General features: G+C 61.9%; 15 protein-coding genes. 6 read left to right on the top strand and 9 right to left on the bottom strand.

All coding sequences use genetic code 11. The features are described 5' to 3' along the window. Window positions 1–35 precede the first annotated feature (35 nt). The 5 genes from KGA89_RS17850 to tkt all read right to left on the bottom strand — a co-directional run bounded on the left by KGA89_RS17850 (window position 36) and on the right by tkt (window position 5,093). Window positions 36–368 (bottom strand): MliC family protein, encoded by a 333-nt coding sequence (locus KGA89_RS17850; protein WP_223472161.1) that lies wholly within the window; start codon window positions 366–368, stop codon window positions 36–38. A 56-nt stretch (window positions 369–424) separates the two neighbouring features. After that, window positions 425–649 (bottom strand): hypothetical protein, encoded by a 225-nt coding sequence (locus KGA89_RS17845; RefSeq protein ID WP_223472160.1) that lies wholly within the window; start codon window positions 647–649, stop codon window positions 425–427. A gap of 31 nt (window positions 650–680) precedes the next feature. Next, window positions 681–1,844: a phosphoglycerate kinase gene (locus tag KGA89_RS17840; RefSeq protein ID WP_003206391.1), complete on the bottom strand. Its 1,164-nt coding sequence runs from the start codon at window positions 1,842–1,844 to the stop codon at window positions 681–683. Between the two features lie 24 nt (window positions 1,845–1,868). Then, on the bottom strand, window positions 1,869–2,924 hold the full coding sequence (epd, locus tag KGA89_RS17835) for an erythrose-4-phosphate dehydrogenase (RefSeq protein WP_013694439.1): 1,056 nt from the start codon (window positions 2,922–2,924) through the stop codon (window positions 1,869–1,871). Between the two features lie 171 nt (window positions 2,925–3,095). After that, complete coding sequence (tkt, locus tag KGA89_RS17830) at window positions 3,096–5,093, bottom strand: transketolase (RefSeq protein WP_013694441.1); 1,998 nt, start codon at window positions 5,091–5,093, stop codon at window positions 3,096–3,098. 40 nt (window positions 5,094–5,133) lie between these two features. Between tkt and KGA89_RS17825 the strand changes: the two genes are divergently transcribed. From KGA89_RS17825 to metK, 3 genes are read left to right on the top strand one after another with little or no spacing between them, the layout of a single operon-like run. Beyond that, the gene (locus KGA89_RS17825; RefSeq protein ID WP_223472159.1) at window positions 5,134–5,355 is read left to right on the top strand and encodes a hypothetical protein; all 222 of its coding nucleotides are present in this window, start codon (window positions 5,134–5,136) and stop codon (window positions 5,353–5,355) included. A gap of 11 nt (window positions 5,356–5,366) precedes the next feature. Then, window positions 5,367–6,362, top strand: a complete 996-nt coding sequence (locus KGA89_RS17820) for an ArsR/SmtB family transcription factor (RefSeq protein ID WP_014340627.1) — start codon at window positions 5,367–5,369, stop codon at window positions 6,360–6,362. Window positions 6,363–6,381: 19 nt separating this feature from the next. Beyond that, window positions 6,382–7,572, top strand: coding sequence for a methionine adenosyltransferase (gene metK / locus KGA89_RS17815; RefSeq protein ID WP_013694443.1), 1,191 nt, complete (start codon window positions 6,382–6,384; stop codon window positions 7,570–7,572). A gap of 190 nt (window positions 7,573–7,762) precedes the next feature. On the opposite strand, the gene KGA89_RS17810 is transcribed toward metK, so the two are convergent. Beyond that, window positions 7,763–8,383, bottom strand: a complete 621-nt coding sequence (locus KGA89_RS17810) for a LysE family translocator (protein ID WP_003206403.1) — start codon at window positions 8,381–8,383, stop codon at window positions 7,763–7,765. A gap of 206 nt (window positions 8,384–8,589) precedes the next feature. On the opposite strand from KGA89_RS17810, the gene ligB reads away from it, so the two are divergent. Beyond that, window positions 8,590–10,263, top strand: coding sequence for an NAD-dependent DNA ligase LigB (ligB, locus tag KGA89_RS17805; RefSeq protein ID WP_223472158.1), 1,674 nt, complete (start codon window positions 8,590–8,592; stop codon window positions 10,261–10,263). Window positions 10,264–10,353: 90 nt separating this feature from the next. Then, window positions 10,354–10,749, top strand: a complete 396-nt coding sequence (locus tag KGA89_RS17800; RefSeq protein ID WP_003206407.1) for a DUF1090 domain-containing protein — start codon at window positions 10,354–10,356, stop codon at window positions 10,747–10,749. 73 nt (window positions 10,750–10,822) lie between these two features. On the opposite strand, the gene KGA89_RS17795 is transcribed toward KGA89_RS17800, so the two are convergent. Then, entirely contained in the window at window positions 10,823–11,272 is a 450-nt protein-coding gene (locus KGA89_RS17795; RefSeq protein WP_223472157.1) for a c-type cytochrome, read from the bottom strand. Between the two features lie 126 nt (window positions 11,273–11,398). Between KGA89_RS17795 and KGA89_RS17790 the strand changes: the two genes are divergently transcribed. Further along, the gene (locus KGA89_RS17790) at window positions 11,399–12,586 is read left to right on the top strand and encodes a murein transglycosylase A (protein WP_053163537.1); all 1,188 of its coding nucleotides are present in this window, start codon (window positions 11,399–11,401) and stop codon (window positions 12,584–12,586) included. Window positions 12,587–12,721: 135 nt separating this feature from the next. Here KGA89_RS17790 and KGA89_RS17785 read toward each other — a convergent pair whose 3' ends face one another. Together KGA89_RS17785 and KGA89_RS17780 are read right to left on the bottom strand one after the other, a co-directional pair. Next, window positions 12,722–13,105, bottom strand: a complete 384-nt coding sequence (locus tag KGA89_RS17785; protein ID WP_013694446.1) for an MAPEG family protein — start codon at window positions 13,103–13,105, stop codon at window positions 12,722–12,724. A gap of 51 nt (window positions 13,106–13,156) precedes the next feature. Then, complete coding sequence (locus KGA89_RS17780; RefSeq protein ID WP_223472156.1) at window positions 13,157–13,990, bottom strand: EamA family transporter; 834 nt, start codon at window positions 13,988–13,990, stop codon at window positions 13,157–13,159. Window positions 13,991–14,186: the final 196 nt, after the last annotated feature.

The following is a 14,186-nucleotide window of genomic DNA, read 5'->3' as shown; positions in this document are numbered from 1 at the left end:
TGTTCCAGCCTCTGGATCCGTGTGGATCAATCTTGTCACTCGGCCTTGCAGCCACGCCCAATCAAATCATTGGTGGCGACCCAATACACCAGGCCTTCCTCACCCTTGACGTGAAACGCCAGCATGTCATCGCTGTACAGTGAACCTTCAGCACCCGGCTCAAGCTTGAGGCGATAAACCTTATCGGCGCCACCCAGGCGTACATCGACTTCCTTGTGGGCGGCGTCGGTGTAGCGCCAGAGCACTTTGGCCTCGCTGTCACAAGTCCAGGTCGTCCAACCTTCAACAGGTTCGGACGTGTGCAAAAAGTCCAACTGTGCACAACCGCCCAGCAATACCAACGCCACGACGGCGATCAAGCCTTTCATCCGTGTTCCTCGACTGACGGCACACGCCGCCAGCCATGAGTTAAGAGTCAGACCCGTCAAGGACAGCCATGTTCCTTGGTCGGGGTTTGCGTCTCGTATTTGTCCAGGCCGTCCGGTCCGGAACGCTTGTTCAGCACCGGGTTGGTCTCGGCCTGCCAGTCGGCCTGATAACAGCCGTCTTCAGGAGCCGGCGTGCCGGGTTGCGGGGCCGGAGCCTGCGGGCTGCTTGAGCAAGCCACCAGCATCGTCGCCGCCAACAGCAACGGGATCGTCTTGACCATCAGAACACTCCTTTGCCTGGTCAATGCAGCTTCAGGCCTTGGCCCGGCTTTCCAGGACTTCCACGGCAGGCAACACCTTGCCTTCGACGAACTCGAGGAATGCGCCGCCACCGGTAGAAATGTAGGATATCTGCTCGGCCACGCCATACTTGTCGATCGCGGCCAGGGTGTCGCCACCACCGGCGATGGAGAACGCAGCGCTGTCGGCGATGGCCTGGGCCAGTACCTTGGTGCCGTTGCCGAACTGGTCGAACTCGAACACGCCGACCGGGCCATTCCACAGTATGGTCTTGGAAGATTTCAGCAGTTCGGCGAAGTTGGCTGCGGTTTGCGGGCCGATGTCGAGGATCATGTCGTCCTCGGCTACGTCATCGATCAGCTTGACGGTGGCGGTGGCGCTTTCAGCGAACTCCTTGGCCACGACCACGTCCACCGGCAACGGTACGCTGACCTTGGCGGCGATTTCCCGGGCGGTGTCCAGCAGATCCGGTTCGTACAGGGATTTGCCGACCGGGTGACCCGCAGCGGCGAGGAACGTGTTGGCGATGCCGCCACCGACGATCAACTGGTTGCAGACCTGGCTCAGGCTGTTGAGCACGTCCAGCTTGGTGGAGACCTTGGAGCCGGCGACGATGGCAGCCATCGGCTGGGCCGGGGAGCCCAGGGCCTTGCCCAGTGCGTCCAGCTCGGCAGCCAGCAACGGGCCTGCGGCAGCGACTTTGGCGAACTTCGCCACGCCATGGGTCGAACCCTCGGCGCGGTGGGCGGTGCCGAAAGCGTCCATCACGAACACGTCGCACAGGGCGGCGTATTGCTGGGCCAGTTCGTCAGCGTTCTTTTTCTCGCCCTTGTTGAAGCGCACGTTTTCGAACAGCACGACATCGCCGGCCTTCACGTCCACGCCGCCCAGGTAATCAGCGACCAATGGCACTTCGCGGCCCAGGGCACGGCTCAGGTAATCGGCCACAGGCTTGAGGCTGTTTTCCGCCGAGAACTCGCCTTCGGTCGGACGGCCCAGGTGGGAGCAGACCATCACGGCCGCACCTTTTTCCAGGGCCAGCTTGATGGTCGGCAGCGAAGCCAGGATACGCGCGTCGCTGGTGACAACACCGTCCTTGACGGGGACGTTGAGGTCTTCGCGGATCAGTACGCGCTTACCTTGCAGATCGAGGTCGGACATCTTCAACACGGTCATGGGTCGCAATTCCTGGGTAACTGTTTAGAGAGCAGGTTTTTTAGAAGCGGTTTGCAGGTAATGCTCGGCAACGTCCAGCATTCGGTTGGCAAACCCCCATTCGTTGTCGAACCAGGCCAGGATGTTCACAAGCCGCGGCCCGGAAACACGGGTCTGGCTGGCATCGACGATGGCCGAATGTGGGTCATGGTTAAAATCACAACTGGCATGAGGCAACTCGGTGTAGGCCAGAAGGCCTTTGAGCGGACCGCTGGTGGCGGCTTCGCGCAGGATCCGGTTGACCTCGGTGGCGTCGGTATCGCTCACGGTCTGCATCGTAATGTCGAGGCAGGACACGTTGACCGTCGGCACCCGCACGGCTTTGGCCTGAATTCGCCCCGCAAGTTCCGGCAACAGCCGTTCGATGCCGCGCGCCAGACCAGTGGACACCGGAATCACCGATTGGAACGCCGAACGGGTGCGGCGCAAGTCCTCATGATGGTAGGCGTCGATCACCGGCTGGTCGTTCATCGCCGAGTGAATGGTGGTGATCGACACATATTCCAGGCCAATGGCTTGGTCCAGCAGGCGCAACAGCGGCACGCCGCAGTTGGTGGTGCAGGACGCGTTGGACACCAGCAGCTCTTCGCCGGTCAGGCAATCCTGGTTCACGCCATAGACGATAGTGGCGTCCACGTCCACTTCACTGGCCATTGGCTGGGAGAACAGCACCCTTGGCGCGCCGGCAGCGAGAAAACGCTGGCCGTCTTCGCGGGTGTGGTAGGCGCCGGAGCATTCGAGCACCAGGTCGACGTCCAGGGACGCCCAGTCGATGCCTTCGGGGGTGGCACTGCGCAGGACCTTCACGCAGTCGCCATTGATATGCAGACAATCGCCCTCGACCCGCACTTCGCCGGGGAACCGGCCGTGGGTGGAGTCAAAGCGTGTCAGGTATTCGATGCTGGCCATGTCGGCCAGATCATTGATCGCCACAATTTCGAAACCGGCCTTGGCCCCTCGCTCGAACAACGCACGCAAGACGCAACGACCTATCCGGCCGTAGCCGTTGAGTGCAACTTTGTAGGGACGCGGTTGGGGCATGGGGGGTTCTCTGACCAGAGTGAATCCATGGAGTACAGCGCTGAATGTTCCGCAGTCATCGCGGGCAAGCCTTGCTCCCACAGACTGGCACTTTCCCAGTGGGGGTATGCACATCCTGTGGGAGCAAGGCTTGCCCGCGATAGCGTCAGAACAGGCAATACATGCCTGGACTTAGTCTTCCAGCAGCTCTTCAGCCTGACCCAGGATGTTTTCCAGGGTGAAGCCGAATTCCTCGAACAGCGCCGGCGCAGGTGCCGATTCGCCGTAGGTGGTCATGCCGATCACGCGGCCTTCCAGGCCCACGTACTTGTACCAGTAATCAGCGTGAGCAGCCTCGATGGCGATCCGCGCACTGACCTGCAGCGGCAACACCGCTTGCTTGTAGCCAGCATCCTGGGCGTCGAACACGCTGGTGCAAGGCATGGACACTACGCGTACGTTGCGGCCCTGCTCGGTCAGCTTGTCGTAGGCCTGGACGGCCAGGCCGACTTCGGAACCGGTGGCGATCAGGATCAGTTCAGGCTCGCCGATGCAGTCCTTGAGCACGTAGCCGCCGCGAGTGATGTCACCGATCTGGTCGGCATCGCGGTTCTGGTGCTGCAGGTTCTGGCGGGAGAAGATCAGCGCCGACGGGCCGTCGTTACGCTCGATCGCGTACTTCCACGCCACTGCCGATTCCACGGCATCGCATGGACGCCAGGTGTCCAGGTTCGGCGTGCAACGCAGGCTCGCCAGTTGCTCGATCGGCTGGTGAGTCGGGCCGTCTTCGCCCAGGCCGATGGAGTCGTGGGTGAACACATACAGGATGCGTTTTTTCATCAGCGCCGACATGCGCACGGCATTGCGGGCGTATTCCATGAACATCAGGAAGGTCGCGCCGTAAGGCACCAGGCCGCCGTGCAGCGCCACGCCGTTCATGATCGCGCTCATGCCGAACTCGCGAACGCCGTAGTACATGTAGTTGCCGCTGGCATCTTCAGCGCTGACACCTTTGCAGCCTTTCCACAGGGTCAGGTTGGAACCGGCCAGGTCGGCCGAACCGCCCAGCAGTTCCGGCAGCAACGGGCCGAAGGCGTTCAGGGTGTTCTGGCTGGCCTTGCGGCTGGCGATGGTTTCGCCCTTGGCGGCGACTTCTGCGATGTACGCCGAGGCTTTTTCGGCGAAGTCAGCCGGCAGCTCGCCGCTGAGACGACGCACCAGCTCGTTTGCCAGCTCAGGGAATTCGGCGGAATACGCGGCGAAACGCTGGTCCCATTCGGCTTCAAGCGCGCGGCCTTTTTCCTTGGCATCCCACTCGGCGTAAATGTCGGCCGGGATTTCGAACGGGCCATGGTTCCACTTCAACGCGGCGCGGGTCAGGGCGATTTCCTCGGCACCCAGTGGCGCGCCGTGGCAGTCTTCCTTGCCTTGCTTGTTCGGCGAGCCGAAACCGATGGTGGTCTTGCAGCAGATCAGGGTCGGCTGCGCGCTTTTGCGGGCAGTCTCGATGGCGGTCTTGATCTCTTCCGGATCGTGGCCGTCGACGTTGCGGATCACCAGCCAGTTATAGGCTTCGAAGCGCTTGGGGGTGTCGTCGGTGAACCAGCCTTCGACTTCGCCATCGATGGAGATGCCGTTGTCGTCATAGAAAGCGATCAGCTTGTCCAGGCCCAGGGTGCCGGCCAAGGAGGCGACTTCATGGGAAATGCCTTCCATCATGCAGCCATCACCCAGGAATACGTAGGTGTGGTGATCGACGACGTTATGGCCGGGGCGGTTGAATTGCGCGGCCAGGACTTTTTCCGCCAGGGCAAAACCCACGGCGTTGGCCAGGCCTTGGCCCAATGGACCGGTGGTCGTTTCCACGCCTGGGGTGTAGCCGTATTCCGGGTGGCCCGGGGTGCGGCTGTGCAGTTGGCGGAAGTTTTTCAGGTCATCGATCGACAGGTCGTAGCCGGTCAGGTGCAGCAGCGAGTAGATCAACATCGAGCCGTGACCGTTGGACAGTACGAAACGGTCACGGTCGGCGAAGGCTGGGTTGCTCGGGCTGTGCTTGAGGTAGTCGCGCCAAAGCACCTCGGCGATATCCGCCATACCCATGGGGGCACCGGGATGGCCGCTGTTGGCTTTCTGCACGGCATCCATGCTGAGGGCACGAATGGCATTGGCACGCTCACGACGGCTGGGCATCGCTGTTCTCCTGCGGGTATTGAATCGAGAATGAATAAAAATGGAACTGAAAAAAGGCGAGCATTTTCCCTCACCCACCCACCCCGGGGCAATGACAGATAGTCATCCTCGGGCGTTTTTCCGGTGGATAAAGTCGCATTCGCCTGGTGAAACCTTTCCGCTGATGGCTTGTAGAGTCAAGCACAGGTTGGGAAGTGCCATTTATCAACCAATATCAAAACTTTTTGATATTGAACTTGCGGTGATCGAAACCCCTCACTAGACTGCCGCACTATGAACTTACCTGCGCCTTCCATTCGCCACGACGACTGCGATGAGCTGGCGGCCCTTTGCAAGGCCGGCGGCGATCCGTTGCGGCTCAATGTATTGCGCGCCCTGGCCAACGACTCGTTCGGCGTGCTGGAACTGGCGCAGATCTTCGGCATCGGCCAATCCGGCATGAGCCACCACCTCAAGGTCCTGGCCCAGGCTGACCTGGTGGCGACCCGCCGCGAAGGCAACGCCATTTTCTATCGCCGTGCCCTGCCCCACACCGACCTGTTGGGCGGCAAGCTGCACGCGGCGCTGCTGGACGAAGTGGACGCGCTGAACCTGCCGATCGACGTACAGGCTCGCATCGCCCAGGTACACGGGCAACGGGCCGCCGCCAGCCAGGACTTTTTCGCCCGGGTCGCCGAGAAATTTCGCGCCCAGCAAGACCTGATCGCCGGGCTGCCGCAATACCGCGAAAGCGTCGTGGCGCTGCTCGACAAACTAAGCTTCGAAGCCACGGCCACGGCGATCGAAGTCGGCCCCGGTGATGGAGCTTTTCTGCCGGAGCTGGCGCGACGCTTCAGCCAGGTGACGGCGCTGGACAACAGCCCGGCCATGCTCGAACTGGCGCGCCAAGTGTGTGAACGCGAGGCCCTGGCTAACGTCAGCCTGCAACTGGCCGATGCCCTGGATGGCATGAGCCTGCAGGCCGACTGCGTGGTCTTGAACATGGTGCTGCATCATTTCGCCGCGCCGGCCGACGCACTCAGGCACATGGCCGGCCTGCTGCAACCGGGCGGCAGCCTGCTGGTGACGGAGTTATGCAGCCACAACCAGAGCTGGGCCAGGGAGGCCTGCGGCGACCTCTGGCTCGGCTTCGAACAGGACGACCTGGCCCGCTGGGCCACCGCTGCGGGCCTCGTGCCCGGGGAAAGCCTCTATGTAGGCTTACGTAATGGTTTCCAGATCCAGGTTCGCCACTTTCAGCGGCCGACTGGCGACACTCACCAACGGTAACTTGTAGGAAAACATCGAGATGAGCGAATACTCCCTTTTCACCTCCGAGTCCGTGTCTGAAGGGCATCCGGACAAAATCGCCGACCAGATTTCTGATGCGGTGCTGGACGCCATCATTGCTGAAGACAAGTTCGCCCGCGTGGCGTGCGAGACTCTGGTGAAAACGGGCGTGGCGATCATCGCCGGCGAAGTCACCACGTCGGCCTGGGTCGACCTGGAGCAGATCGTCCGGGACGTGATCCTGGGCATTGGCTACAACAGCTCCGACGTCGGCTTCGACGGCGCGACCTGTGGCGTGATGAACATCATCGGCAAGCAGTCCCCCGACATCAACCAAGGCGTTGATCGGGCCAAGCCGGAAGACCAGGGTGCCGGCGACCAAGGCCTGATGTTCGGCTACGCCAGCAACGAAACCGACGTGCTGATGCCGGCCCCGATCACCTTCTCGCACCAGTTGGTTCAACGCCAGGCCGAGGCCCGCAAATCCGGCCTGCTGCCTTGGCTGCGCCCGGACGCCAAGTCCCAGGTGACCTGCCGTTACGAAGGCGGCAAGGTGGTGGGTATCGATGCCGTTGTCCTGTCGACCCAGCACAACCCAGAAGTGTCCTACAAAGACCTGCGCGAAGGCGTGATGGAACTGATCGTCAAGCACGTGCTGCCTGCCGAGCTGCTGTCCAAGGACACCCAGTTTCACATCAACCCGACTGGCCAATTCATCATCGGCGGCCCGGTGGGCGACTGCGGCCTGACCGGTCGCAAGATCATCGTCGACAGCTACGGCGGCATGGCTCGTCACGGCGGCGGCGCGTTCTCCGGCAAGGACCCATCGAAGGTTGACCGTTCGGCGGCCTACGCCGGCCGTTATGTCGCCAAGAACATCGTCGCCGCCGGCCTGGCCGAGCGCTGCGAGATCCAGGTTTCCTACGCCATTGGCGTGGCCCAGCCTACGTCGATCTCGCTGAATACCTTCGGCACCGGCAAGATCGGCGATGACAAGATCATCAACCTGGTCCGTGAAGTGTTCGACCTGCGTCCATACGCCATCACCACCATGCTCGACCTGCTGCACCCGATGTACCAGGACACTGCAGCCTATGGCCACTTCGGTCGTACGCCGCAGACCAAGACCGTGGGTGACGATACCTTCACCACGTTCACCTGGGAAAAAACCGACCGCGCCGACTCCCTGCGCGCCGCTGCCGGCCTGTAATACCCGCGTGTAAAGAAAAGCCCCTGGCGACCGGGTCGCCAGGGGCTTTTTCATGCCAGGCTCTTGAGGCGAGAGAATTTATCTGTGGGAGCAAGGCTTGCCCGCGATGAGGACAACGCGGTCCCTGCGGTAACGAGGTGCCTGTATCGCGGGCAAGCCTTGCTCCCACAAAATCCCCTCGTCATGGCGCTCAAGTCCGCCGCGCCACCAGCAAAAACGAAGCCGCACTGGCCAGCAGTCCCGCACACATTCGATTGAACAGGCGCTTGCCACTAGGCCGGGCGAACAGCCGTCGCGCGTAAATGCCCATGTAGCAATACAGGCCGATGGCGATGCACTCCAGTGCCAGGAACAAACCTCCCAGCACGGCGAATTGTTGGGTGACGGTGCCTGTACGGTCGACGAATTGCGGCAGGAACGCGGTAAACAACAGGATCGCCTTCGGATTGCCGATCGCCACCAGGAACTCCTGACGCGCCAGGCCGGCCCGGCTCATCGACGCGACCGCGGCTTCACTGCCGGCCTCAGGCTGGGCCCGCCACAATTGCACGGCCAAATAGAACAGGTAGCCGGCACCGACGAGCTTGATCCCCAGGAACAGCAACTCCGAGGTGTGCAGCACGGCGGTGAGCCCCACCGCTGCCAGGGCGATCATGATCGCAAACGCCAGCAATCGACCAATGCCGCCACTGCACGCCCGGACGAAGCCATAACGCGAGGCGTTACTGATGGACAGCAGATTGTTCGGCCCCGGCGCCATGTTCAGCGCAAAGCAGGCCGGGATGAAAACAGCGAGCGTCGACAGTTCCATCGGGAGCATTCCAGGCAGCGGTGAATCGAAAGCCCATTCTGCGCCGGCCGTTGAGGAGGGCAAGGCACAGTTGCACGGCTAAATCGCCTCGCACTGTACCGCCGCGATTTTGCCACCAGGCCCCGCAAAATCCGGTAACGCTCCGGGCCTCGCAACTTCCGGGACGGTGGCTAGCCTTCAGTACTCAACCAAGCAAGGATGCTTCGATGCCACCGTTTTTGTATGCACTCGCCTGTCTTGTCTTCATTGCCATTCCTGCGCTCGCCGCGCCCTGTCCCGACTGGCCCACTGAACGCGCCCGGGCCGAGATCGCCGCGCTGCAACAGCAAATCGACACCTGGGACGACGGCTATCACCGCCTCGGTCAATCGCCGGTGGCCGACGAACTGTATGATCAGTCCCGCGCACAGTTGGGCCAATGGCGCCGCTGCTTCAACCTCGCGGCACCCGACGATCCGCTGCGCTCAACGGGCGGAAAGGTTCCGCACCCCGTGGTCCATACCGGCCTGGAAAAGCTGAAGGACGCCGACGCCGTGGGGGCCTGGCTGCGCGGTCGGGAGGACGTCTGGGCCCAGCCGAAAGTCGACGGTGTGGCGGTAACCCTGGTCTATCGCAAGGGTCGCCTGCATCAGGCAATCAGCCGTGGCGATGGCGTCCAAGGACATGACTGGACCACGAATGCGCGCAAGATCGGCGCCATCCCCCAGCGACTGCACCAGTCCGTAGACCTGGTCGTCCAGGGCGAGTTGTACTGGCGCCTGGAGGCCCATGTCCAAGCCAGCAGCGGCAGCGTGAACGCCCGCGGGACCATGGCAGGCTTGATGGCACGCAGCAGTTTGACGGTGCACGATGGGGTGTATATCGGCCTGTTTGTCTGGGACTGGCCGGAAGGGCCGGACACCCTGCCCGAGCGAATGGCTGCGCTGAACGCGCTGGGCTTCGCTGACACCCTCGACTACAACCAACCTGTGCGGACATTGGCCGATGCCGAGCAGTGGCGCGATCACTGGTACCGCACGCCGCTGCCATTCGCCAGCGACGGAATCGTCCTGCACCAGAGCCGCCGCCCACCCGCCGACCGCTGGCAGGCCAGGGCGCCGTTCTGGAGCGTGGCCTGGAAATACCCGTATGCCCAGGCGCTGGCCGAAGTGCGCAAGGTGCACTTCAAGGTCGGTCGCACCGGACGCATCACCCCCGTACTGGAGCTTGAACGCATCCGACTCGACGACCGGTGGATTCGCCGGGTAAGTGTCAGCTCCCTCAAGCGTTGGGAAGAGATGGACATTCGCCCCGGCGACCGTGTCGCTATCAGCCTGGCCGGGCTGACCATCCCACGGCTCGACAGCGTCGTGCTGCGCAGCGTCGAGCGGCAGAACCTCAACGTCCCTGCGGAAACCGATCATCACTTCTTGAGTTGCTGGCAACCGACACCCGGCTGTGAAAGCCAGTTCCTCGCGCGACTGGGCTGGCTCAGCGGCAAACAAGGGCTTGCCCTGCCCCACGTCGGCCCCGGCACCTGGGAAAAGCTGCTGGCCGCCGGACGACTCGACGGATTGCTGGATTGGATGACCCTCGATGCCGCCGAGCTTGCTAACATTGCCGGCTTCGGCGAACACAGCAGCACCCGCCTGCTCGCCAGCCTGCACAGCGCCCGACAACGCCCTTTCGAGCAATGGCTCAAGGCCCTGGGCCTGCCGCCCGCTGGTGAGGCCCGGCTGGAGGGGCCGTGGCAGGCGCTGGCCGAGCGCAGCACCGAACAATGGCAAGCCGAGGCCGGCATCGGACCGGGACGCGCCGCGCAACTGAGCGCATTTTTTCGCGACCCGCGGGTGCTGGCCTTGAGTGACGTATTACACACTGCCGGGGTCGACGGTTTTTAATCCGGGCCCTGTGCGGTTGAACCCAAGGGGCAAGCATGCGTTCCAACAGCGCATCTGTACCGACCGCTCGCGATTTTTTACGGAGTTGCTATGAATTTCCTGTCCCCCGTTGCCCTGCTGGTCTTATGCAGTGCCATGGCCGCCCCCTTGATGGCGGACGAGCAAGCCCCGGAGCTCACCGGTTGCGCGGCCAAGCGCCAGGGCATCATCAACCAGATCGAACTGGCCAAGTCCCGTGGCAACCAGGACCAGCAGGCAGGCCTGGAAACCGCGTTGGACGAAGTCACCAGCCATTGCACCGATGCGTCCTTGCGCAAGGAGCGTGAAAACAAGGTGCTCGATGCCAAGCACGAGGTCAGCCGGCGTCAGGCCGACCTGGAAAAGGCCATGAAAAAAGGCGACGCCGAGCGGATCAACAAACGCAAGGACAAGCTGGCAACCTCCCGCAAGGAACTGCAGGAAGCGGTGGACGAGCTGGACAAGTGAACATTGAAAAGATCGCAGGCTCCTGCAGGATGAATGCGATCCCCTGTAGGAGCCTGCGATCTTTCAAGACATGTCAATGATCCCGAAACTCCTTATGACAGGCACTGCACGCATCCTCGACCTTTTGCACCGCCGGCCCCAAGTAACTGGCCTTGTAGGGTTGGACGTTGCTGGCGATCACCAACTCACCAGTGGCGGCTTCAAGGTTGCGGGCCATTTCCTGAAAACGCGCCTGCTTTTGCCAGACCTCATCCCGGGCGCTGGTGTGGTCTTGCTCGCGCACTTGCGGAAAGTGTTTCCACGGCTCATGGGAGAGTTGATCCAGTTGCGCCGCGCCTTCGGCAAATCGTGGGCCATCGAACGGGACTCGCCCACGCAACATGCCGCCCAACTCTTCGTTGGTCTTGAGCATCTGCTTGAAGATCGCCTTGCGCTGGCCAAGGGGAGAATTGGGATCGACGCCGCCACAGGCGGATAACATCAGGCAGGCCAGTACGGCCATGGAAAATCGTTTTACAAACATCTTGGCCTCGGGGCAGGAAACGGCAGTTAGTATCCTCGGGTCATCGGTAAAGACCAATGGCCCTATCAACAATACGGGTTGTTCGAGCGCCTGACAGCGTTCCGAATGACTGCAAAGGAAATCTTCATGAACAGCCGCATCAAGACCTGGCACAAAGGCCTGGCATTGACCCTACCGCTGATCGCACTGTTGGCCGGTTGTAATCGCGGCGAAAAGGTCGAAGAACCTCAGACCCACGCCCTCGCCACCTATGTCAGCGCACCGTGGGAGGCGTTGCCGTCGGTGTCCGATGCAGACCTGCTGGCCGGTTTCGGCTCCTGGCGCAGTGCCTGCACCCGGCTCAAGGCCGATGCGACCTGGGGCCCGACCTGCGCGGCAGCGGCCAATGTGCCGCAAACCGCACAGGATGTACGCAATTTCCTGAAACAGAACCTGGACGTCTATGGCCTGCGCTCGGGAGACAACAGCCCCAACGGCCTGATTACCGGCTACTACGAGCCGGTCTACCCCGGCAGCCTCACCCAGACCGCTACGGCGAATATCCCGGTCTACGGTGTGCCGGAGGACATGATCATTGTGTCGCTGGACAGCATTTACCCTGAACTCAAGGGCAAACGCCTGCGTGGCCGCCTCGAAGGCCGCGTGCTCAAGCCATACGACGACGCGGCCACCATCGAAACCAACGGAGTAAAGGCGCCGGTCATCGCCTGGCTGACCGACCCCATGAACCTGCAATTCCTGCAAATCCAGGGTTCGGGACGCATTCGACTCGCCGATGGCCGCCAACTGCGCATCGGTTATGCCGACCAGAACGGCCATCCTTACCGCCCCATCGGGCGCTGGCTGGTTGAACAGGGCGAGCTGAAGAAAGAAGACGTGACCATGGGCGCCATCAGTGCCTGGGCCAAGGCCAACCCGAACCGTATTCCCGAATTGCTGGGCAGCAACCCCAGCTACGTGTTCTTCAACCGTAACCCCGACAGCAACGAAGGCCCGCGAGGCTCGCTGAATGTACCGCTGACAGCCGGCTACAGCGTGGCGGTGGACCGCAAGGTGATTCCGCTGGGCAGCCTGCTGTGGCTATCCACCACGCGCCCCGACGGCAGCACCTTGAACCGGCCCGTCGCCGCCCAGGACACTGGCGGTGCAATTGCCGGCGAAGTGCGGGCGGACCTGTTCTGGGGCACGGGCGAGGCGGCCGGACAACTGGCCGGGGACATGAAGCAACAGGGCCAGATCTGGATGCTCTGGCCCAAGGGCATGGCGTTGCCGCAAGTGCCGCAGGTGGCGAATGCGGTGACCGCCAATCCCTAGGGCCCCGATCGCGAGCAAGCTCGCTCCCACATTGGATCGGTTGTGTACACAAAATATGTATTCACCGAGATCAACTGTCGGAGCGAGCTTGCTCGCGAAGAGGCCAGCCAAAACGCCAAAAATCCGAAACCAGGCTCAGACCGAAACGAAGAAGAAACTCAAGACCAACCCCACCCCCACGAACCACATCAGCGAACGTAGAATCGCCCAGTCAGCCAGGTAGCAAATGATGTAGAGCAGGCGACTGGTGATGAACAGCACTGCCAGCACATTGATGGTCACCAGCTCGGCATTGCCGGCCAGGTGCGCGACGATCACGGCGGCGGCAAAAAACGGGCTGATTTCAAAGCTGTTCAGTTGCGCGGCGTATGCCCGCCGAGGCGCACCTTCGAGTGAGTCCAGAAAGTCCCGAGGGTCGTGGTTATCTGCCAGCCTGTATCGTCCACCGATCTTGGCAATGGCGACGCACAGGTAAGGCAGGAGAAAGGCAATCAAAATACACCACAGGGCAACCGTCATTGACGCAGTTCCTTCTTTGAGTTTTATAGAATATCGCAAGTCCAGCGCCGGTCAGGACTTCATCACCAGCATGCCAACCAACACCAGCCCGCAGGCTAAGAGCCGCGGCAAGCCGAAAGGTTCTTTCAAGTAACGCATGCCGAACAGCACCACCAGGATCACGCTGATCTCCCGCAGCGCCGCCGCTTCGGCGATCGAGCCCAGTTGCATGGCCCACAGCACCAGAGCGTAGCTGAACAATACGCAGAATCCGACTGCCAACCCCAACCGCCACTGCTCACGCCAGAAGCGCATGAAGGCCGGCCGCTTGCTCACCAGCGCCAGCAACGGGAACGGCCAGGCACTGAGCAGCGTGACCCAGACCAGGTAATCCAGCGGATGGGACCAGCGCCGCAAAGCGTGACCGTCGATAAAGGTGTAGCAACCGATGCACAGGCCGATCAGCGCCACCACCGGCAGCATCGACCAGGGCAGCCGCTCGCCACCACCGCCCTGCCACAACAGGCAAAGCATGCCGAACGGGATCAGCAAAATGCCGATGACCTGCTGGGTCGCCAGGGTTTCACCAGCGAACATAAATGTCAGGGCCAGCACCACCAGCGGCGACAGGCCGCGCATCAGCGGATAGACCAGCCCCAGGTCACCGACCCGATAAGCCTGGATCAGCAAATAGCGGTAGAGCAGCTCGAACGCCGCCGACGCCAGGATCCACGGCCAGATCTCCAACGGCGGCAAGGCCACGAAACCCAGTGCCAACGCGACGAACAGCAAGGCGACGCTGTCCATGCACGCCACCACCAGCAAACGCTCGCCACTGAACTTGATCAGCGTATTCCACGCCGCATGCAACAGCGCCGCGACCAACACCAAGGCCGTTGCAAGCACGGCACGCTCCTTGTCTTATCCCCCGCCCGTAGGAGCTGCCGAAGGCTGCGATCTTTTGATCTTTCACTCCAGACTCAATTGTCGGCGGAAAGATCGCAGCCTCGTTGCACTCGGCAGCTCCTACGCTCAGTAAGGCTCATGAATTGATTCGCTATCGTTTATACTGCAAGCCGACCACGCCGCACTCAGTTGCGCA

Source organism: Pseudomonas sp. A-RE-22, from assembly GCF_019956035.1.
In the GTDB taxonomy this organism is placed as follows: Bacteria; Pseudomonadota; Gammaproteobacteria; order Pseudomonadales; family Pseudomonadaceae; genus Aquipseudomonas; species Aquipseudomonas brassicacearum.
This window is presented reverse-complemented; position numbering and strand designations above follow the sequence as displayed.